The sequence below is a fragment of the Geminicoccus sp. genome (genome assembly GCF_035556675.1).
GTDB lineage: Bacteria > Pseudomonadota > Alphaproteobacteria > Geminicoccales > Geminicoccaceae > Geminicoccus.
Genome location: NZ_DATMFZ010000271.1, coordinates 1 through 19,470, shown reverse-complemented (window position 1 = coordinate 19,470; position 19,470 = coordinate 1). Strand labels below are relative to the sequence as shown.

22 protein-coding genes and 1 pseudogene are annotated in these 19,470 nt (G+C 66.9%); 4 read left to right on the top strand and 19 right to left on the bottom strand.

Annotated elements, in window-relative coordinates; all coding sequences use genetic code 11:
• Positions 1 to 61: 61 nt before the first annotated feature.
• The 18 genes from VNS22_RS19065 to VNS22_RS18980 form a co-directional block, all read right to left on the bottom strand.
• Positions 62 to 1,006 carry a sugar kinase gene (locus VNS22_RS19065; RefSeq protein WP_325735219.1) on the bottom strand — a complete coding sequence of 315 codons (945 nt, stop codon included), beginning with the start codon at positions 1,004 to 1,006 and terminating at the stop codon, positions 62 to 64.
• 54 nt (positions 1,007 to 1,060) lie between these two features.
• Positions 1,061 to 1,378 carry a hypothetical protein gene (locus VNS22_RS19060; RefSeq protein WP_325735217.1) on the bottom strand — a complete coding sequence of 106 codons (318 nt, stop codon included), beginning with the start codon at positions 1,376 to 1,378 and terminating at the stop codon, positions 1,061 to 1,063.
• Positions 1,375 to 2,469, bottom strand: a complete 1,095-nt coding sequence (locus VNS22_RS19055) for an ABC transporter ATP-binding protein (protein WP_325735215.1) — start codon at positions 2,467 to 2,469, stop codon at positions 1,375 to 1,377. The genes VNS22_RS19060 and VNS22_RS19055 overlap by 4 nt, the downstream gene beginning before the upstream one ends.
• Positions 2,470 to 2,473: 4 nt before the next feature.
• Positions 2,474 to 3,343, bottom strand: a complete 870-nt coding sequence (locus VNS22_RS19050; protein ID WP_191060148.1) for a carbohydrate ABC transporter permease — start codon at positions 3,341 to 3,343, stop codon at positions 2,474 to 2,476.
• Between the two features lies 1 nt (position 3,344).
• On the bottom strand, positions 3,345 to 4,280 hold the full coding sequence (locus VNS22_RS19045) for a sugar ABC transporter permease (protein ID WP_325735212.1): 936 nt from the start codon (positions 4,278 to 4,280) through the stop codon (positions 3,345 to 3,347).
• Positions 4,281 to 4,393: 113 nt separating this feature from the next.
• Complete coding sequence (locus tag VNS22_RS19040; RefSeq protein WP_325735210.1) at positions 4,394 to 5,869, bottom strand: extracellular solute-binding protein; 1,476 nt, start codon at positions 5,867 to 5,869, stop codon at positions 4,394 to 4,396.
• 70 nt (positions 5,870 to 5,939) lie between these two features.
• Positions 5,940 to 7,028 carry an ABC transporter ATP-binding protein gene (locus VNS22_RS19035; RefSeq protein ID WP_325735208.1) on the bottom strand — a complete coding sequence of 363 codons (1,089 nt, stop codon included), beginning with the start codon at positions 7,026 to 7,028 and terminating at the stop codon, positions 5,940 to 5,942.
• Between the two features lie 172 nt (positions 7,029 to 7,200).
• Positions 7,201 to 8,034 carry a FadR/GntR family transcriptional regulator gene (locus tag VNS22_RS19030; protein WP_325735206.1) on the bottom strand — a complete coding sequence of 278 codons (834 nt, stop codon included), beginning with the start codon at positions 8,032 to 8,034 and terminating at the stop codon, positions 7,201 to 7,203.
• 17 nt (positions 8,035 to 8,051) lie between these two features.
• Positions 8,052 to 8,639 carry a DJ-1/PfpI family protein gene (locus tag VNS22_RS19025; protein ID WP_325735204.1) on the bottom strand — a complete coding sequence of 196 codons (588 nt, stop codon included), beginning with the start codon at positions 8,637 to 8,639 and terminating at the stop codon, positions 8,052 to 8,054.
• A gap of 24 nt (positions 8,640 to 8,663) precedes the next feature.
• Positions 8,664 to 9,068 carry a type II toxin-antitoxin system VapC family toxin gene (locus VNS22_RS19020; RefSeq protein WP_325735251.1) on the bottom strand — a complete coding sequence of 135 codons (405 nt, stop codon included), beginning with the start codon at positions 9,066 to 9,068 and terminating at the stop codon, positions 8,664 to 8,666.
• A 2-nt stretch (positions 9,069 to 9,070) separates the two neighbouring features.
• Entirely contained in the window at positions 9,071 to 9,331 is a 261-nt protein-coding gene (locus VNS22_RS19015; RefSeq protein WP_325735202.1) for a type II toxin-antitoxin system prevent-host-death family antitoxin, read from the bottom strand.
• A 53-nt stretch (positions 9,332 to 9,384) separates the two neighbouring features.
• Positions 9,385 to 10,557, bottom strand: a complete 1,173-nt coding sequence (locus tag VNS22_RS19010) for a Gfo/Idh/MocA family oxidoreductase (RefSeq protein WP_325735200.1) — start codon at positions 10,555 to 10,557, stop codon at positions 9,385 to 9,387.
• Positions 10,558 to 10,600: 43 nt separating this feature from the next.
• Positions 10,601 to 11,098 (bottom strand): DUF29 domain-containing protein, encoded by a 498-nt coding sequence (locus tag VNS22_RS19005; protein ID WP_325735198.1) that lies wholly within the window; start codon positions 11,096 to 11,098, stop codon positions 10,601 to 10,603.
• A gap of 58 nt (positions 11,099 to 11,156) precedes the next feature.
• Positions 11,157 to 12,341: a Gfo/Idh/MocA family oxidoreductase gene (locus VNS22_RS19000; protein ID WP_325735196.1), complete on the bottom strand. Its 1,185-nt coding sequence runs from the start codon at positions 12,339 to 12,341 to the stop codon at positions 11,157 to 11,159.
• Positions 12,342 to 12,352: 11 nt separating this feature from the next.
• On the bottom strand, positions 12,353 to 13,411 hold the full coding sequence (locus tag VNS22_RS18995; RefSeq protein ID WP_325735194.1) for a sugar phosphate isomerase/epimerase: 1,059 nt from the start codon (positions 13,409 to 13,411) through the stop codon (positions 12,353 to 12,355).
• A 23-nt stretch (positions 13,412 to 13,434) separates the two neighbouring features.
• Positions 13,435 to 14,283 carry a sugar phosphate isomerase/epimerase gene (locus VNS22_RS18990; protein WP_325735192.1) on the bottom strand — a complete coding sequence of 283 codons (849 nt, stop codon included), beginning with the start codon at positions 14,281 to 14,283 and terminating at the stop codon, positions 13,435 to 13,437.
• A gap of 7 nt (positions 14,284 to 14,290) precedes the next feature.
• Entirely contained in the window at positions 14,291 to 15,202 is a 912-nt protein-coding gene (locus tag VNS22_RS18985) for a sugar phosphate isomerase/epimerase family protein (RefSeq protein ID WP_325735190.1), read from the bottom strand.
• Positions 15,203 to 15,238: 36 nt separating this feature from the next.
• Complete coding sequence (locus tag VNS22_RS18980; RefSeq protein ID WP_325735188.1) at positions 15,239 to 15,733, bottom strand: RbsD/FucU family protein; 495 nt, start codon at positions 15,731 to 15,733, stop codon at positions 15,239 to 15,241.
• A gap of 194 nt (positions 15,734 to 15,927) precedes the next feature.
• On the opposite strand from VNS22_RS18980, the gene VNS22_RS18975 reads away from it, so the two are divergent.
• From VNS22_RS18975 to VNS22_RS18960, 4 genes are all read left to right on the top strand, one after another.
• Complete coding sequence (locus VNS22_RS18975) at positions 15,928 to 17,013, top strand: ABC transporter ATP-binding protein (RefSeq protein WP_325735186.1); 1,086 nt, start codon at positions 15,928 to 15,930, stop codon at positions 17,011 to 17,013.
• Between the two features lie 4 nt (positions 17,014 to 17,017).
• Positions 17,018 to 17,911, top strand: a complete 894-nt coding sequence (locus VNS22_RS18970; RefSeq protein WP_325735184.1) for an ABC transporter permease — start codon at positions 17,018 to 17,020, stop codon at positions 17,909 to 17,911.
• Between the two features lie 3 nt (positions 17,912 to 17,914).
• On the top strand, positions 17,915 to 18,709 hold the full coding sequence (locus tag VNS22_RS18965) for an ABC transporter permease (protein ID WP_325735182.1): 795 nt from the start codon (positions 17,915 to 17,917) through the stop codon (positions 18,707 to 18,709).
• Positions 18,710 to 18,800: 91 nt separating this feature from the next.
• Positions 18,801 to 19,025: a hypothetical protein gene (locus VNS22_RS18960; protein ID WP_325735181.1), complete on the top strand. Its 225-nt coding sequence runs from the start codon at positions 18,801 to 18,803 to the stop codon at positions 19,023 to 19,025.
• 22 nt (positions 19,026 to 19,047) lie between these two features.
• Here VNS22_RS18960 and VNS22_RS18955 read toward each other — a convergent pair.
• A pseudogene (locus VNS22_RS18955) lies at positions 19,048 to 19,470 on the bottom strand (alpha/beta hydrolase); the annotation flags it as partial.

Genomic DNA, 19,470 nt, shown 5'->3' with positions numbered 1-19,470 from the left:
CCGTGCGTGTCACGCCGGCATGTGACCCGAACCGGCGGGATCGGCAAGCCCCGGCCGCCGCTCAGCGGCGCGCGGGCAGAACCTGCATCCGCTGGAGCGTGTCGGCCAGATCGACGATGCCGGCATCCGAGCCTAGCCCGGTGGCGACCAGCCCGGACGCGGCGGTGGCCAAGCGAGCCGCCGTTTCCAGGTCCATCCCCCGGGCGAGCCCGGCGATCATCCCGGCCACATAGGCATCGCCGCAGCCGGTCGTGTCGACCACCGGAACGTCAAAGGCCGGGATGCGCAGCACGGCACCGCCGGCGTCGGCGACCACCGAGCCGCCGGCCCCGAGCGTGACCGCCACCGTGCCGGCACCGCGATCGAGGAAGAACCGGGCGGCCGCCAAGGGATCGTCCATTCCCGACAGGGCACGGGCCTCCTCGATCGAGGGCATGAAATAGTCGACGAACGGCAGGAGCGGCCCGACCAGCGCCAGCCCGTCCTCGCCCGGCGCGATCAGGTCGAGACTGGTCCGGCAGCCGGCCGCCTTGGCGGCCTGGAGAAACCGAAGCGACGGCGCACCGTCGAAGCGGCGCATGAAGCCGGTGCCGCCCAGATGGACGAAGCGGGCGTCCAGCAGCTGGGCGTAGCGCTCAGGCGGCAGCTCGAAATGGTCGGCGGCACCCCGCATGTGCAGAGCCGGCCGCTCGCCGTTGGGGCGCACGGTCATGATGGTGGTGGAGGTCGGCACGCCCGCGATGCGCTGCATCGCCGAGATGTCCACGCCGTGCCGCGCCAGCCGGTCCAGAACGAACCCGCCCTGCTCGTCGTCGCCCACCGAGCCTGCCGCCAGCGTATGGAGGCCGAGCTTCGCGAGGTCGATGGCGACCGCACCGGCCGTCCCGGACACCACCATGCGGATCTGGTCGACAAAGGCGACGCCGCCGCCGTCCGGGATCGCCTCGACCGGCCGTGCCAGGATGTCGAGCGTATAGAAACCCACTGCCGCCGCGTCGTAGCCCAAGCCGAATGCCTCCCCGGCCTTCCCCGCCTTTCGGAAGGACTAGCCGGGCCCGGCCTAGCGGCCCAGACTCTGCACGTAGAGCTGGGCCGAACCGATCCCGAGCAACGCCACGATCACCAGGATCAGCAGGATGATGCCGACCGCCTTGAGGAGGCTGCGCGGCCGTACGCCCGGCCGGCACAGCGGCACCAGGTTGAAGGCGAGGCCGCCCACCACCACCAGGATGCAGCCGAGCGTGAACAGGCTGATGGTGAAGGGTTGGAAGATCATCACCAGCGCTGCGCAGCAAAGGGCGATGATCGCGTACTCGACCCGCTTGGCCGCCTTCGCGCTGAGTCCGCCCGGCGGCACGGAAGTGCTTGGATTGGTCATGAGCGGACCGCCTGCTCGTCTGGGCCGAACACGTGGACATAGCCCGGCTGGAACCGGACATGGAGCCGATCACCCTCGTCGATCGGCACCCGCCAGTCGCACACCACCCGCATCGACTGGGCGCCATCGGAGAGGTGCGCCAGGGTCTCGGCCCCCATCGGCTCGACGATGTCGACCTGCAGGGTGAGCCCGTCCGGCACCGGTTCCGGCATGATCTCGAGATTGCGCGGCCGGATGCCCAGCGTGATCCCGGTGCCCGGGGCGAGCCGGCCCACCGCCGGGTCGATCTGCAGCAGGATCTTCTGGCCGCCCGGCAGAGCGAAGCCGCCATGGCCGCCATCCATCCCGGTGAAGCTGGCCGGGATCAGGTTCATCTGCGGCGTACCGATGAAACCTGCCACGAACAGGTTGGCCGGCTTGGCGAAGATGTCGTGCGGGGTCGCCACCTGCTCGATGATCCCGGCGCGCATCACCGCGATCCGGTCGGCCATGGTCAGCGCTTCGAGCTGGTCGTGGGTGACGATCACGGTCGCCTTGGAGAGGCCGGACAGCACTTCCTTGATCTCGCCGCGCATCTGCTCGCGCAGGGTGACGTCCAGGCGCGAGAGCGGCTCGTCGAACAGGAAGCATTCGGGGTCGCGGATGATCGAGCGGCCGACCGCCACCCTTTGCTTCTCGCCCTCGGAGAGCTGGGCGGGCTTGCGTTCGAGCACGCCCTCGAGCTGCAGGGTCTTGGCCACCTGGCGGACCTTCGCGTCCATCTCCGCCTGGCTGCGGCCCTCGGCATGGAGCGGGAACTTCAGGTTCTCCGCCACCGTGAGCGAGGGGTAGAGCGCGTAGAACTGGAAGGCCATGGCGACGTTGCGCTCGCGGGCGAGCAGCTCGTTCACCCGCCTGCCGCCGATCTGGCACTCGCCCTCGGTGATGTCCTCCAGGCCCGCCACCATGCGCAGGGTCGTGGTCTTGCCGCAGCCGGACGGCCCCAGCAGGCACATGACCTCGCCCTGGCCGACCGACAGGTTGATCCGCTCCACAGCCTTGAAGCCATTGGGATAGACCTTGGTGACGTCCTTGATGTCGATGGTCGTCATGGCCTCACTTCCGAACCGTGCCGAAGGTGACGCCGCGCAGGAGCTGGTTCTGCAAAAGGAACGTCACGAAGAAGATCGGGATCAGGAACAGGGTGACGATCGCGGCCAGCAGACCGTAGTCGACGCCCATCTCGCCGCCCAGCGTGCGCGCCATCGCGACCGGTACGGTGCGGGTGTCCACGCCGGTCAGCAGCAGCGCGAACAGGAACTCGTTCCAGGTCAGGATCAGGCCGAACACGAAGGTGGCGGCAAGGCCCGCCTTCACCTGCGGCAGGCAGATGCCGAAGAAGAGCTGGCGCTCGGTGGCCCCGTCCATGCGCGCCGCGTCCTCGATCTCGGTGTTCAGCTCGTCGAAGAAGGAGCGCACCATCCAGATGGTGAACGGCAGGTTGAAGGCGGTGTAGAGGAAGATGATGCCGGCATAGGTGCCGGACAGGCCGATCTCGCGGAACATCAGGAAGATCGGGATCACCACCACGATCGCCGGCATCATCCTCGTGGTCAGGATGATGAACATGTAGGTCTCGTTCCCTTTCAGCGGGTAGCGCGAGAAGCCGTAGGCGGCGATCGTGCCGATGATCAGCGCCAGGAGGCAGGAGACCCCGGCGATGAAGATCGAGTTGAAGAAATAGAGCGGGAACTCGGTCGCCTGGGCCGCACCGCCGCCGGAGATCACCGCCCGGAAGAACACGCCGACGAAATTGTCCAGCGTCGGCGTGAAGAAGAACTTGGGCGGGACGGCGAGCGCGTCCGGACGGGTCTTGAAGGCGGTCATGATGATCCACATGACCGGGAAGAAGTAGATCAGGGCGATGATGCCGGCGAACGCGGTCCAGCCCCAGCCGGCCCGGCCGATCTCACGTGACCTGGTCATGTCAGTCGACCTCCTGTGCGCGGCGGTTCACGGCGTAGAGATAGAGCGAGGTGAGCACGATCACGACGAACAGGATGATGTAGGCGAGTGCCGCCGACTGGCTGGTGCGGAAATACTGGAAAGCCAGCCGGTAGACATAGACGCCGATCGTCTCGGTCGCCGTGCCCGGGCCGCCTTCGGTCAGGATGTAGACCACGTCGAACAGCTTGAACGTCTCGATGGTCCGGAACAGCACTGCTAGCAGCAGGAGGCTCTTGATGTAGGGAAAGGTGATGGTCTGGAAGCGCCGCCAGGTCGAGGCCCGGTCGATTTCCGCGGCCTCGTAGAGATATTTCGGTACCGACACGAGCCCGGCCAGCACGAGCAGCATCACGAACGGCGACCACATCCAGGCGTCCGCGATCACCACGCCGATGATGGCACCTGTGGGCGAGCCCAAGAGGGCGTACCGGTCGCCGGTGAACATCGCCACCGCCTGACTGACCAGACCGAAGGTCGGCTCGTAGAACAGCTTGAAGAACACGCCGACCGCGACCAGCGACAGCATCATCGGGGTCAGGACCAGCATCAGCAGAATGCGGCGCAGCGGAAACTGCTTGGAGAACAGGAGCGCCAGCAAAAAGCCGATCACCAGCTGCGCCAGCACCGAGCTCGAGACGATGATCGCGGTGGTCTTGAAGCGCTCCCAGACGGTGGGATCAGTGATCACCCGCTCGAAGAAGCGCAGCCCCACGAAGTCGGGCACGTCGCGCTTCTTGGCGCTGTAATTGTAGAAGCTCAGGCCGAATGACCAGAGCAGCGGGAAGATGTTCATCAGGAACAGGACGATCAGCGCCGGCGCCACGAGCAGCGGCCCGCGTCGTTGCGGTGCCAGCAGCCAGGGGAGGAATCCGCCTTCGGACCTGATCTCATGCGCGACGACAGCGCTGCTCGCCATGATGTGCTTGTCCAATCACCTCGAGGCGGGGCGGACCCATGGCCCGCCCCCTGCGGCCGCCGCCCCGGACGGGCTGGCAGCCGCCATGCTATCATGAAGTCACCGGTCGCGGCTCACTCGATGCGGCCGGCATCCTCCAGGGTCTGCTGCTGGAACCGCGCCACCGAATCGAGCGCTTCCTGGGCGGTGATCTGGCCGGTGATCGCCTTGTCGAACTCTTCCTGCTGCTGGGTCAGCAGTTCGAAGAACTCCGGCACGTGCCAGACGTCGCGCTGCCAGTCGAGCATCTCCTTGTGCGCCCGATTCCAGGGCCGCAGGCTGTCATATTCGGGATCGGCCATCACCGACATCAGGCCCGACTGACCGCCATTGGCGGCGAACTTCTTCTGGGTTTCCGGCTTCAGCCACCACTTCACCACTTCCAGCGCCGCGGCGTCGACCTCGGGGCTGTTCCAGGTGGTGAGCACGAAGGGCTGGCCGCCGATATTGCCGGTGCGGTCGATCTTGCCGTCCTCCTTGCGCACGCCGGGTGCGGGGCCGAAGGCCGACTTGTCGGACACGCGCGAGGTCTTGGGATCCAGCACCGGCTCGCCCAGCCCCACCCAGTCGATCGTCGTCGCGGTCTTGCCCTGCATGTACAGGTCCTGGATCACGAAGATGTCGGCCTGGCCGGTCTTGGCCACCGGCGGCATGTACTGGATGAAGTTCAGGTACTGCTCGAACGCCTTGACGTTGATGTCGCTGTTGACCACGCCCTCGGCCTGCGCTTCCGGCTGCCTGGTCTCGTCCCAGATCTCGCCGCCGTTCTGCCAGATGAAGGCGTTCACCTGCATCGAGGAGAAGTCGTAGCTCTTGCCGGCCTGGAAGGAGACGCCGAAGAAGTCGTCGTCGGCCACGCCGTCGCCCAGCGGGTCGCCCTTCTTGCGCATGAAGTGCTTGCCGATGTTCTCGTAGACCGTCCAGTCGACGTCCTGCCAGTCTTCATAGGTGCAGGGCAGCTTCTGGTTGAACGATTCCTGGAACTTCTTCGCTTCGGTCTCGTTGCAGAACAGATCCTTGCGGTAGTAGGTGACGTAGGTGTCCGGGAACTGCGGGAAACCGTAGTAATGCGTATCCGGCGCCGGGAACGGGTTGTCCTTGACGAACTGCGGGGACTTGTTCGGATAGGTCGAGTAGGCCGAGATCAGTGCCGGATGGAGATCCTTCATGATCGCGGACAGTTCCGGATCGTTCTTGATCTCTTCCGTCAGGTCCTTGTAGTACCCGCCGTCCACGAACGAGCCCAGCCACTGGCTGTCCGTCACGATCATCTGGTATTTCTGCTCGCCCGAGGTCAGCGAGGCGGCGACGCGCTCGTAGAAGCTCGGCCAGGGGATGTAGTCCATCTCCAACTTGATGTTGTTGCCGGATTCGGACTTGAAGGAGCGATCGAACTCCTCCTTCATGAACCGGGTCGGCGGCCAGTCCGGCGCCGCCATGGTGATGGTGATGTCCGCGGCATTCGCCTGCCCCGGTGCCAGCACGAGCGATCCGGCCGCCATCGCGACCAGGGACACGCCATAGAGCCAGCCTTCCCAGCTTCTCTTCATGTCGGTTCGACCTCCCTCAATCGGTGCATTGTTCCGCACCTTTCTGCAAACAACCGGAAAGCCGCCAGTATCACGCGATGCGGACACCGGTCTCGGCATGGAAAAGATGCACGTCCGCAGCCGACAGGGTGACCTCGATCGGCGTGCCGGGCCCAATGCCCAGTGCCCGTTCCTCGGGCAGCGCCATCTTCATGGCAGCACCGTTGACGTCGAGATCGAGCAGCGTGACGTCGCCCAGCGGCTCGGTCAGATGCACGGTTGCGGTGAAGCCGGGGCCACGCGCCGGATGGTGCCCCAGCAGCACGTCGTGGGGCCGCACGCCGAAGAGCACCGGCTCACCGCCGCTCAGGTGGATCCGCCACGCATCCGCCGGCAGCGTCCCGAACGGCAGGTCCACGGCGAACCCGCCGTCCCGGCGCTGGATCCTGCCAGGCACCAGGTTGATGGCCGGCGAGCCGACCATTCCGGCCACATAGGTATCCTGGGGTGCCGCGTAGAGGTTGCGCGGCGTGTCGACCTGCACGACCCGCCCGGCCTGCATCACGCCCACCCGCTGCCCCATGGTCAGCGCCTCGAGCTGGTCGGGCGTGGCATAGAGCATGGTCATGCCGAGTTCGCGGTGCAGCCGCTTGAACTCGGCACGAGTGTCGTGGCGCAGCTTGGCGTCGAGATTGGTCAGCGGCTCGTCCAGCAGCAGGAGCTGCGGGCGGCGCACCAGGGCGCGGCCGATCGCGACCCGCTGCTGCTCGCCGCCGGACAGGGTCGAGGGCAGCCGGTCGAGCGTATGCCCGACCCGCAGGAGCTCGGCCACCTCGCCCACTCTGGTCCGGATCTCCTGGGTGGGCAGGCCGGCGCGCTCCAGCGGATAAGCGAAGTTCGCCCGCACGGTCAGATGCGGGTAGAGGGCGAAAGTCTGGAAGATCATGGCGATGCCGCGGCCCTGGATCGGCGCTGTCGCCATGTCGCGGCCACCGAACAGGATCCGCCCGCCGTCCAGCTGCTCCAGGCCGGAGATCGCCCGCAGCATCGTCGTCTTGCCGGCGGATGACGGCCCGAGCAGGCAGTAGAACTCGCCCTCGCGCACATCGAAGCTCATGCCGTCGAGGGCCGTGACCCGGCCGAACCGCTTGACGACGTCCTGCACGATCAGATCGGCCAAACCGTCCCCCCATGCGCCCGTTTGCCGGCGCTTTCAGCCTTCCCTGTGACCGAGCCCTCTCCCGGAGGATTCATCCCCCGGGTGGATACGCCGGTCTGGGCGAACTCTAGCGGCACTTCCCGGCAGGAAAAAGTCATATCTATTACTCTGTTCATAGCCGCATACATGCCGGTCACCCGGCGGAGAGCGGCAGGGGTGCTGCTGGTTGGTCGTCGTTCCAGGGGTTGGGGCCACGCTCCTCGAAATAGGCCAGCTCGTTGATCGCGTTCTCGATCACCAGCCGCATCGCCTGCTCGGCACCGGCCGGGTCCTGGCGCCGGATCGCTTCCAGGATCGCGCCGTGGATCGGGCAGATGCGCCAGCGCAGATGGGTCGGGTCCTCCCGGCGCAGCACGTGATGGCGGTGCAGGTCGAACGCGCGGTCCAGTGCCGGCATCAGCGCCCGGCCGAGCTGGGTGAGGAAGCGGTTGTGGGAGGCGTCGAAGATGCCGGCATGGAAGGCGAGGTCGGCGGCATAGAAGGCGGCGAGGTCGCCTTCCATTGCGGTCGCTTCCATGGTCGAGAACTGGGCCTGGATCGCCTCAAGGTCGACGGGAGTGGCACGCAGTGCTGCACCACGCGCCGCCTGCGGCTCGATCGCGAGGCGCACCTCGGCCAGCTCGGCCATCAGGCCCGGCTCCAGCCGGAACGGGTCGATCCAGGCCAGCACGTCCGGATCGAGCAGGTTCCAGTCGGCCATCGGCCGGATCCTTCCGCCGGTGCGCTGGCGCAGCTCGATCAGGCCCTTGGCGGCCAGCACCCGCATCGCCTCGCGGATCGAGGTCCGGCTGACCCCGAACACCGCCAGCAGCTCGTCGATCGGCGGCAGCGCCTCGCCCGGGGCCAGCTCGCCCCGGCCGATCCGCCCGCCCAGCTGGTGGACGAGCCGGCCATGCAGGCCGATGCGCGGATAGAGCCGAAGCCAGGTCGTGCCCGCCGGCCTCGGCTGCTCGTCGGGCAGATCCATGGTCTTCGTCCTGTCCGTCAGCCGTGGTCGATCTTGGTGCCCAGCACGACCAGGCACTCGCGCATGAAGGCGGCCAGACCCGGCCAGCCCTTGCCCGAGACCAGCTTGCCATGGCGATGGGCACCATCCGGCGGCACGTCGATATAGGTCCCGCCGGCCAGGCGCACCTCGGGTTCACAGTACTGGAGCGCGGCCACCTCACGCCCCTTCAGCACCCCGTCCACCGCCATCAGGATCTGCACGCCATGGCAGATCGTGAAGATCGGCTTGTCGGCCTCGTGGAAGTGCCGGACGATCCGCTGCACGCGCGGGTCGATGCGGATATATTCCGGCCCCCGGCCGCCCGCGCAGTAGACGGCGTCGTAGGCCGCCGGATCGACGTCGGCGAAGGTCTGGTTGATCAGGTGGTTGTGGCCGGGCTTCTCCGTGTAGGTCTGGTCGTTCTCGAAGTCGTGGAGCGAGGTCTTGATGAACTCGCCCTTCTTCTTGTCCGGGCAGACCACGTGGACGGTGTGCCCGATCGCCTCCATGGCGTGCTGGAAGACGAAGATCTCGTATTCCTCGCTGAACTCACCGGTCAGCATGAGGATCTTCTTGCCTGTCATGTCGTCTAGCTCCCCTTTGATGCGTTATTGCAAAGGAACGTGAACTCCTTGCGCATCGGCCGCCCTGGCCAGCGCCCGGTCGAAAGTCAGGAGTGGCAAGCCCAGGCGCATTGCTAGGTCCAGATAGCCCGCATCGTAGACCGAAAGACGTTGGTCACGGGCCAGCGGCAACAGCCTGACGAAAGCATCGTCCCAGGCCGCCTCGTCCGGCTCGATGTCCAGCATGTCGAGCACGGCCACGGTGGCCTCCAATCGATCCGCCGCCAGTCGCTTGCGCCGCTCCGCGCTCAGGAGGGCGCTCGCCACCTCGATGCGCCAATAGGAAGGCACCACGAACCGGTGCACGGCGGCATACTCCAGCAGGATCGGCCGCGCCGCTTCCGCTTCGTCCGGCAGGGAGGCTGCCACGGCCACGGAAGCGTCCAGCACAATCAATCCTGGTACCTCCGGCCGGCATGGACGAGTTCGACCGCGCTGACGCCGCGCAGTTCCTCCACATCCCCCAGCGCATCCACCTTTGCGAACGCCTGGCGCAGGCGCTCGATGTCTGTGCCTTCCTTGCGCGGAAGCGGCCGGACCAGCCGCGCCACCGGCTTGCCATGCCGGGTGATCACGACCTCCTCGCCCTTCTCCACCTGCTCGATCAGCCGGGAGAGATGGGTCTTCGCTTCGAGGATACCGACTTCGGTCATGCCGACGCTCCTGAGAATCTGACCATAAAATCTAGTCAGACTCGGCTACTTGGTCAAAGCTCCGCCCCGGTCTCCTCCCATTGCCCACTCTTTGCCGAACGCAGCACCGCCTCGCACACCTTCTGGGTCTGCAGCGCGTTGCGGAAGTCGGGTTGCACGGTGCCGCCCTGGTCCACCGCGCGGACGAAGTCGGCGCAGGCATGCACGAAGCTGTGCTCGTAGCCGATGATCAGCCCCGGCACCCACCAATGGTCCATGTAGGGATGCTCGCCATTGGTGACGTGGATCTTGCGCCAGCCGGTCAGGTGGCCCTCGTTCTTCTGGCCGGTCCCGTGATTCTTGTACTCGAAATAGTTCAGGTACTGCAGGTCGTGCAGGTCGAACGACAGGGATGCGTCCTCGCCGTTCAGCTCGAAGGTCTTCAGCGCCTTGTGGCCGCGGGCATAGCGGGTGCTCTCGAACAGGCCCATCGAGCCATTGGCGAACCGTGCCAGGAAGGCGCAGGCATCGTCGATCCCCACCGGCTTCCTGTCGCCGGTCGCGACATGGACGCGCTCCTTCACGAAGGTCTCGGTGTCGGCCACCACCTTGGTGATCGGCCCGTTCAGCCACATCGCCGTGTCGATGTTGTGCGCCAGCAGATCGCCGGTGACGCCGCTGCCGGCTGCCTCCACGTCCAGGCGCCACACCCCCGCCCCGCCCTGCGGCACGTCCGGCGAGATCGTCCAGTCCTGGAGGAAGTTGGCGCGGTAGTGGAACACGCGGCCCATCCGGCCCTCGTCCACCAGCTGCTTGGCGAGCGTCACCGCCGGCACGCGCCGGTAGTTGTACCAGACCATCGCCGGCACGCCCGCGGCCTCGACCGCTTCCACCATCCGCTCTCCTTCCGCCACGGACATGGCGAGCGGCTTCTCGCAGGTGATCATCTTGCCGGCCTTGGCGGCGGCAATCGCGATCTCGGCATGGAGGTTGTTCGGCACGCAGATGTCGACCACGTCGACGTCCGGCGATTCCACCACCTTGCGCCAGTTGGTCGTGGTCTGCGCGTATCCCCAGGCATCGGCGAAGCTCTGCAGCTTCGCCTGATCCCGCGCGCAGGCCATCTGCAGGACCGGCACGTGGCCCAGCTCGGGAAAGAACCGTTCGACCTGCCGCCAGCCGTTGGAATGCGCCCGGCCCATGAAGCCGTAGCCGACCATGCCGATGCGTAGGGGCTTCTTCGCCATTCTTGTTCGCCTCCCTGCAAGCAGGCTGGGGCCTGCCCGCTCGCTATGTCATCGTGTCGTTTCCTGCAGCACCCAGGCGGGTCGGGTACCAGCCGCGCCGCAGGATCTCGTCCAGCGTGAATGGCCGCCCGTCAGGAATCGATCCGGCAGCCTCGGTCTCGCCATGCGCTTCCAGGGCCTTGCGCGCCATCTCCGTGCCGTCGGCGTAGAGCTCGCCCAGATGCTCCTCCAGGTCCCGCCGCAACGTCGCCGTCAGGCGGTCGGCCAGCTCGGCGCGTGCCGAGACAATCGTGCGCTGCCAGCCGGCACGTGGCGCTTGCGCCGGTGAATGGCGCAGCTTCAGGAGATGTTCGATGATCCTGCGGAGCTGACTGCGCACGCCGGCACGCTGTTCGCTGCCCAAGGCCTCCAGCTCCTCCGCGAGATGGACGGCATCGATCGGCAGGTTGGAACGCGTGGTCGCGAGGGCGCGCAGCCGTCCCGCCTGATCGACTGTCCAGGCATGGAAATCCACGGCGTGGAGATCCTCGTCGAGGGACATGGCCAGCTCCATCGGACGGCTGCTGCTCGTCGCCAAGATAGCAGCCGCCGCACCCATCTCACACGCTCGCCTTGATCCAGGCGCCGTTCTTCTTGCTGCTCTCTACTACCGCCTCGCAGAACTTCACGCCTTCCAGCCCCTGCTGGATCCCCGGCACCAGGGCCGCCCCCGCGTCGGGCTCGCGGCCTTCGATCCTGGCCAGGATCAGCTCGGCGGCGTCGGTGTAGAGGTTGGCGAAGCCTTCCAGATAGCCTTCCGGATGCCCGGACGGCACCCGCGTCACCCGCGCCGCTGCCGGGCCTGCGCCGGCGCCGCCGCGCGTGATCAGGCGGGGCGGCTCGCCATAGGGCGTGAAGGTCAGGTAGTTCGGGTTCTCCTGCTCCCAGGACAGGCCGCCCTTGTCGCCATAGATCCGCACCTTCAGCGCGTTCTCGTTGCCGGGTGCCACCTGCGAGGCCCAGAGCATGCCCTTCGCCCCGCCCTCATAGCGCAGCATGATATGCGCGTTGTCGTCGAGCGGGCGGCCATCCACGAAGCTGGTGAGGTCGGCGGCGACCTCCTTCAGGCCGAGCCCGCTGATGAAGCCGGCGAGGTTCATGGCATGGGTGCCGATGTCGCCGACCGCCCCCACCGGGCCGGACTGCGCGGGATCGTTGCGCCAGGCCGCCTGCTTCTGGCCGGTATCCTCCAGCTTGGTGGTCAGCCAGTCCTGGGCGTATTCCGCCTGTATGATCCGGAGATTGCCCAGCAGCCCGTCCGCCACCATCTGGCGCGCCTGCCGGACCATCGGGTAGGCGGTGTAGTTGTGGGTCAGCACGAACACGACGTCCGGTTGCTTCGCCAGCGCATCGGCGAGCTTCTTGCCTTCCCTCATCCCGACCGTAAGCGGCTTGTCGCAGATCACGTGGATGCCGCGCCGGACGAACTCGAGTGCCGCCGGGACGTGGACATGGTTCGGCGTCACGATCGCGACGACGTCGATGCCTTCCTTCAGCCGGGCCTCGCGCTGCGCCATCTCAGCATAGCTGCCGTAGCAGCGCGCCTCTGGCAGCCCCAGCTCGGCGCCCGACGCCTTCGACTTTTCGGGCGTGGAGGAAAAGGCGCCCGCTACCAGCTCGTAGCGGTCGTCCATCCGCGCCGCCAGGCGGTGCACCGCACCAATAAAGGCGCCCTGCCCCCCGCCGACCATGCCGAGCCTGAGCCTGCGCCGCCCGGCCTTGGCCTGGCTGCTCTCACCGACCATCCATCGACTCCCTAGCGGTCCAGGCCCAGCGAGCGGCGCGCCACCGAGGTGTCGGCCCCTTGGCCGATGAAGTCCTCGAAGCTGCTCTCGCTCACCTTGATGATGTGCTGGGCGATGAACTCCGCCCCCTCGCGCGCACCATCCATGCTGTTCTTGATGGCGCATTCCCATTCCAGCACGGCCCAGCTGTCATAGTCGTGCACCGCCAGCTGGCTGAAGATAGCGCCGAAATCGACCTGGCCGTCGCCCAGGGAGCGGAACCGTCCGGCCCGGTGCGGCCAGTCCTGGAAGCCGGAATAGACGCCCTGCTTGCCGGACGTGTTGAGCTCGGCGTCCTTCACGTGGAACGCCTTGATGCGCTCGTGGTAGTGCTCGATGAAGGCCAGATAATCGAGCCCCTGCAGGCAGAAATGCGAGGGATCGTAGTTGATGTTGCAGCGCTGGTGGTTGCCCACGCGCCCGAGGAACATCTCGAAGGTCGCCCCGTCGAACAGGTCCTCGCCCGGGTGGATCTCGTAGGCGACGTCCACGCCCACTTCCTCGTGCGCGTCCAGGATCGGCTTCCAGCGCTTCGCCAGCTCGTCGAACGCCGTGTCGATCAGCCCGGCCGGCCGCGGCGGCCAGGGGTAGATGTAGGGCCAAGCGAGCGCACCGCTGAAGGTGACGTGAACGTCCAAGCCGAGGTTGCGGCTGGCCTTGGCAGCGGCCAGGACCTGCTGCACCGCCCATTCCTGGCGCGCCTTCGGGTTGCCGCGCACATGCGGCGCGGCAAACGCGTCGAAGCCCTCATCATAGGCCGGATGCACCGCGACGAGCTGGCCCTGCAGATGGGTCGACAGCTCGGTGATCTCCAGGCCCGCCTCGTTGGCGATGCCCTTGATCTCGTCGCAATAGTCCTTGGATTGCGCGGCCTTTTCCAGGTCGATCATCCGTGCGTCCCAGGTCGGGATCTGCACGCCCTTGTAGCCTAAGCCCGCCGCCCAGCCACAGATCGACTTCAGGCTGTTGAACGGCGCCTGGTCGCCCACGAACTGGGCGAGGAACAGGCCGGGACCCTTCATCGTCTTCATCTGCATTTCCTCGAAAATGGGGCTCAGGCCCTGGCGTAGGCCTCGCGCAGGAAATCGTGGCCGAACCGGTAGACCTCCTCGCGCGCCGGGAAGAAGTCGCGCCAGACCCGGGTGGCCGCGGCCAGCGCCGGCAGGGACCGGCCGAACGCCTCGATCACGTAGAAGCCCTGGTAGCCCCCCTGCTTGAACGCGCGGAAGGTCGCTTCCCAGGGAACGTGGCCCTTGCCGGGCGTGCCGCGATCGTTCTCCGAGACGTGGACATGGTTGATCTCCGCCAGATGCGGCTGGATCACGCCGACCGGGTCCTTCTCCTCGATGTTCTGGTGGAAGGTGTCGTAGAGCAGGCCGTAGTTCGGCCGGTCCACCCGCTTCACCACCTGGGCCGCGTCCGCCACCAAGTTCAGCGCATGGCACTCGAACCGGTTGAGCGGCTCGACCGACAGCTTGAGCCCGAGTGTCGCGGCATAGTCCGCGGCCTTGCCATGCACCTCGACGATCCCGCACCGCTCCTCGACCGTGGCGGGCTCGCCGGTGAACTGGCCGAGGGGCTGGTAGAACGGCCCGCACAGCAGTTCGCCGCCGGCCGCGTGCAGGCAGTCCAGCGCCCAGACCAGCCGCTTGGTCGCGTTCAGCCTGGCACACGGGTCGGCGCTGATCGCCGAGCAGTTCTCGTCGGGCAGCACGGTGACGCCGGTGACGCGTAGCCCCTGGTCCTTCGCGACCTGGCCGATCCTGCGGTAATGCTCCGGCTCGCCCTCGAAGATCGGGATCTCCACCCCGTCATAGCCGGTCTTCCTGATCTCGGCGAACAGCGGGAAGTGCTCCTCAGTGACGTGCGTCGTCCAGAGCAGGAGGTTGAAGCCCAAGAGCATGGCGACCTCACCCGTACTTCTTGTTCAGCTCGTCCAGGGCGGCCTTGCACTTCTCGGTAGCGGCCCAGGCTTCCGGCCAGAAGCACAGGTCGACGGTCCACCAGTCGTGCCCGACATTCTCCTTGGCCAGGGCCGGCACCAGCTCGTCGAAGTTCAGCACGCCCTCGCCGAACGGCGGATGCGCGCTGGTCTCGTCATTGCCCTCGGCGTCCTTGTGGCAGGTATTATCGCTGTCGATCAGGTGGATGTGGTTGATCCGCCCGGACAGGCGCGAGATGAACTCGAGCTGCCCGCCCTTCAGCGTCTCCTTCTTCCCCTCCTGCCGTACCCCGTTCACCGCCACCATCTGGCCATGGCAGGTGTCGTACATGATGCCGAAATTCTCGTGCGGCAGCCGGTCCAGCACGCGCTGGATGTCGGACGGCTTGTTGAAGGCGAAGCCCGGCTCGAACTCCCAGGTCACGTAAAGCCCGTGGTCGGCGGCGGTCTTGATGCACCAGTCCCAGGTCTCGACCAGGCGCTTCAGCAGGTCGTCATAGTCCGCCTCGCGATGGATGGTCGGCGGTTGCACCGTGTCGACCCGGACCCCCTTGATGCCGAGATCTTCAGCGAACTGGGCGTTCTCCTTGAACGCCGCCTTGTAGTCGGTCGTGTCGCGCGTGTTCAGGAGCTTCTGCGACCAGAGGTCCTGCGCGAAGCCCGAGAACGCCAAGCCGTGCCGCTGCACCTTCTCGACCAGGGCAGCCCGGTCGTCCTTGGTGGGGTGGTTCTGCGGGTTCGGGTAGCCGTTGAACCCGCCCAGCTCCAGCCCGTCGAACTTCAATTCGGCGAGCTTCGCCAGCACCTCGTCGAAGGGGATCGGCTGGGCCCCGTAGGGTCCGACATTGTAGGCCCAGGTGCCGATCGACGTGCGATGCATACTCGAAGCCTCCACTGTTTTCTGGGTGCCGCGGCCCTAGTCGAGCCCCAGCGAGCGTCGTTCGGCCGGGCCGGGCACGGCCACTGATCCGTTCGCCGCGATCACGCCCTTGGTCAGGATGAAGTTGGCATAAGCCCGGTCGTCGAGCGTCCAGACGATCGCCCGGCACTTCGTCGATTCCGGGTAGAAGGCGAAGCGCTCGATCGAGCCCATCGTCCAGTGCCGGCCGGCCACCTCGTGCATCATGGCGAGGAAGCCCTGGTGCCCGGCATTCATTTCCTCGGGCGCCCCGGAGATCTCCATGCGCATCACCGGGTGGCGCACGAATCCGTCCAGCGGCAGCACCGACAGGATCGCCCGGCCGATCGCCACCGTGTCCAGGTCAGTGCGCAGGAGCGGTATCTTGCCGGCATCGGCCATGGCGGGCCCGGGAAAGTTCCGGTCCGCCAGGCAGATCCGGTCGCCATGGCCCATGTCGCGCAGAATCGCCAGGAGATCCCCGCTCAGATGCGGGTCGATCCCGATCAGCATGCCAGCCTCCCTGGGCAGCGTCTTCGCGCCACACCCGCAGTCAAAAAATCCGATCTTTGTGACGGAATCAACAAGTCCTTCCCTCCGTCTGCCAGATTCCATGTCGCAGGGCACCCGGTGAGGCGCCGGCCGCCTTCCCTGCCGGGCGGGCATCGCTAGTGTCGCCTCCGCGGGGGCTCGGCATGGAGGGGCGGATGAAGGACGGGGCGATCGAGGCGCGCGGCCTGACCAAGCGGTTCGGGACGGGCACCCATACCGTCACCGCGCTGGACCGGGTCTCGGTCACCATCCGGGAGAACGAGTTCTTCACCCTGCTGGGCCCGTCGGGCTGCGGCAAAACCACCCTGCTCCGCCTGATCGCCGGCTTCGAACTGCCCAGCGAGGGCGAACTGCTCCTGCACGGCCAGCGCATCGAGAGCCTGCCGCCGTTCCGCCGCCCGGTGAACACCGTATTCCAGTCCTATGCGCTGTTCCCGCATCTTTCCGTGCTGCGCAACGTGGCCTTCGCCCCGGAGATGCAGCGCCGGCCGAAGGCGGAGATCGAGGCCGAGGCCAGGCGGATGCTGGAACTGGTCCGCCTGGAAGGCTTCGAGCGGCGCCTGCCCCGCGAGCTGTCCGGTGGGCAGCAGCAGCGCGTGGCGCTGGCCAGGGCGCTGGCGGGGCGGCCCAGGGTCCTGCTGCTGGACGAGCCGCTCTCGGCCCTCGACCTGAAGCTGCGCCGCGAGATGCAGATCGAACTCAAGCGCCTCCAGCACGAGACCGGCATCACCTTCGTGTTCGTCACCCACGACCAGGAGGAGGCGCTGACCATGTCGGACCGGATCGCGGTGATGAGCAGCGGCCGGATCCTGCAGATCGGCTCGCCCACGGAGATCTACGAGCAGCCGACCTCGCGCTTCGTCGCCGACTTCATCGGCGAGACCAATTTCCTGGCGGCACGCTGCGAGGAGGTGGCCGAGGGCCAGGCCCGGTTCCGGCTGCGCTCGGGCGACCTGGTGCAGGGCTTGGCCATTCCCGGCCTCCTGAGTGGTGCCGAGGTGACTCTGGCCATCCGGCCGGAACGGCTCGACCTGCTGGCGGACGGCCAGCCGGGCATCCCGGCGACCATGCAGGACCTGCTCTATATCGGCAACGACACGGTCTGCACGGTGAACTTGGCCGATGGCACGCAACTGCAGGCCCGGGTGCAGAACCGGCACGGTGCCGTCCATGCCTCGGCTCCAGGCTCGGCGGTGTGGGTGAGCGTGGCACCGCCGGCCGTGCGCGTGGTGGGGGACTGAGGCCATGGCCCGGCAGACCGGCGAAGGCAGGCGGCGCGCAGCGCTGATCGCACCTGCGGTGCTGATGATCGGCCTGTTCATGCTGGTGCCAGTCGGCATCATGGCGGCGATCAGCTTCATGGAGCGCGGCTCGGGCGGCGGGGTGAACTGGGGCAGCTTCACGACGGAGCCCTACCTCCAGTTCCTGTTCGAGCGCGACCTGGACGACAGCCTGCTGCTCAACACCGACTATCTCCAGATCTTCTTTCGCTCGATCTGGCTGGCGGTGCTGACCACGGCGCTGACCCTGGCGGTCGGCCTGCCCACTGCGCTGTTCATGGCACTGCAGCCCGAGCGGCGCCGCAACTTCCTGATCTTCCTGGTCACCATCCCGTTCTGGACCAACCTCCTGGTCCGCAACTATGCCTGGATCCTGCTCCTGCGGAACAACGGGCTGATCGACCAGGTGCTGATGGGGTTGGGTCTGCGCTCCGAACCGATCGGCGTGCTCTATACGACCTTCTCGATCGCGGTCGGCCTCACCTACACCTTCATGCCGTTCATGGTGCTGCCGATCTATGCCAGCCTGGAGAAGCTGGACTGGCGGCTGATCGAGGCCGCCTATGATCTGGGTGCCGATCGCTGGCGGGCGCTGCGTCGGGTGGTGGTGCCGCTGGCCATGCCCGGGATCGCGGCCGGCTGCATCCTGGTGTTCATCCCGTGCCTCGGCGCCTTCGTGACCCCGGAACTGCTCGGCGGCGGCAAGGCGCTGATGATCGGCAACCTGATCCAGAGCCAGTTCGGCGCCGCGCGCAACTGGCCGTTCGGTGCCGCCCTCTCCATGGCGCTGCTGGCCGCGGTGCTGCTCGCGATGATGCTCTATCTGTGGCGCTACCGCCGGGCCCCAGGAGCCGCCTGACCCATGACCGACCCGGCCAAGAACCCGCTGTTCCGCTTCCCCGGGCTGAAGCCCGCCGCCTGGCTGTTCTTCATCTTCCTCTATTTGCCGATCGTCGTGCTCCTGGCACTGGCCTTCAACGACAACGAGCAGGCCACCATCTGGACCGGGTTCAGCACCCGCTGGTTCGGCATCGTCCTGGACAATGCTGACCTGATCCGGGCCTTCAAGAACTCCCTGATCGTCGCCACCACGGCGACGCTGCTCGCCACGGTGATCGCGACGCTGGCGGCACTCGGCATGAACCGGGCACGGTTCCGTGGCCAGGATGGCGTCAACGCGCTGATCAGCCTGCCGCTGATCGTGCCGGAGATCGTCACCGCCGTGGCGACGCTCCTGTTCTTCATCATGCTGGGCTTCCGGCTGGGCCTGGGCACGGTGATCCTGGCGCATACCGTGTTCTGCATCCCATTCGCCTACCTGCCGATCCGCGCCCGGCTGGAGGGCATGGACCCGCGGCTGGAGGAGGCCGCCCAGGACCTCTACGCCAATCGCCGCCAGACCTTCCTGCGCGTGGTCCTGCCGCAGCTCTGGCCCGGCATCATCTCCGGCGCGATGCTGGCCTTCATCATCAGCCTGGACGATTTCGTGATCACCTATTTCGTGGCCGGTGCCGGCGCCACGACCCTGCCGATCTACATCTTCGGTATGATCCGGATCGGCATCTCGCCCGAGGTCAACGCGGTCTCAGCCCTGATGCTCGCGATCTCGATCGTCTTCGTCGCCGCCTCCTGGCTGGTCGGGCGCGTGCGGCGCTGAGCACTCCTTACGGTTGGACAGACTGCTCCATCGGGTACGGCATTCGGCATCTCCGCCAGGACAGGCATCGATGCCATGCTATGAGGACGGCATGAGACAGCGCCATCTGCTCCTCATTCTGGCGGCCATGGTTTCGGCACCTGCCGTACTGGCGGGACCGGCACGTGCGGCGGATGCCGCCGCCTGCTACGCGATCGGTGACGCCGACGTGCGCACCGCCTGCCTGGCCAGGGCGAGGCGGGATCCCGGCATGTGCTATGCCGTGCAGCGGGCGGATCGGCGGGCGCAATGCCTGGCGGAGACGCGAACCGGCTGATGCCGATGCCGGCTCTGGTACGTCAACGTTCGTCGAACCAGGTCTTCCATGCCGGCACGGCCCGGGCGAACGTTCCCCGGTGCGAGGTCGGGCCGGTTGTGATCGCCTCCACCTGCGGGTTCCCGTTCCCGAAGGCGCGCTGGTAGGTCATGGCGAGCTGGCCCAGGCCGGTCGTGATCGCCTCGTCGCTCTCGCCGTAATAGTTGCGCACCGGCGTCCTGATGACCCAGCGATAGGCCTGGGTTTCCGCCACGAGCCGGCCATAGACCGAGGCCGCGAAGAACTGCGGGTCGAAATATTCCGGGCGGATCAGCCGGTGCAAGTCAGTCGGGACGTCTGCCGGATCGAAGGGCTGCCGCTCATAAGCCTTGCGCGAGATCTCGTAATGCTCGTCGTTGATGAGCGACCGCGCCAGCCCCGGCACGCCGTAATAGTGCTCGAACGA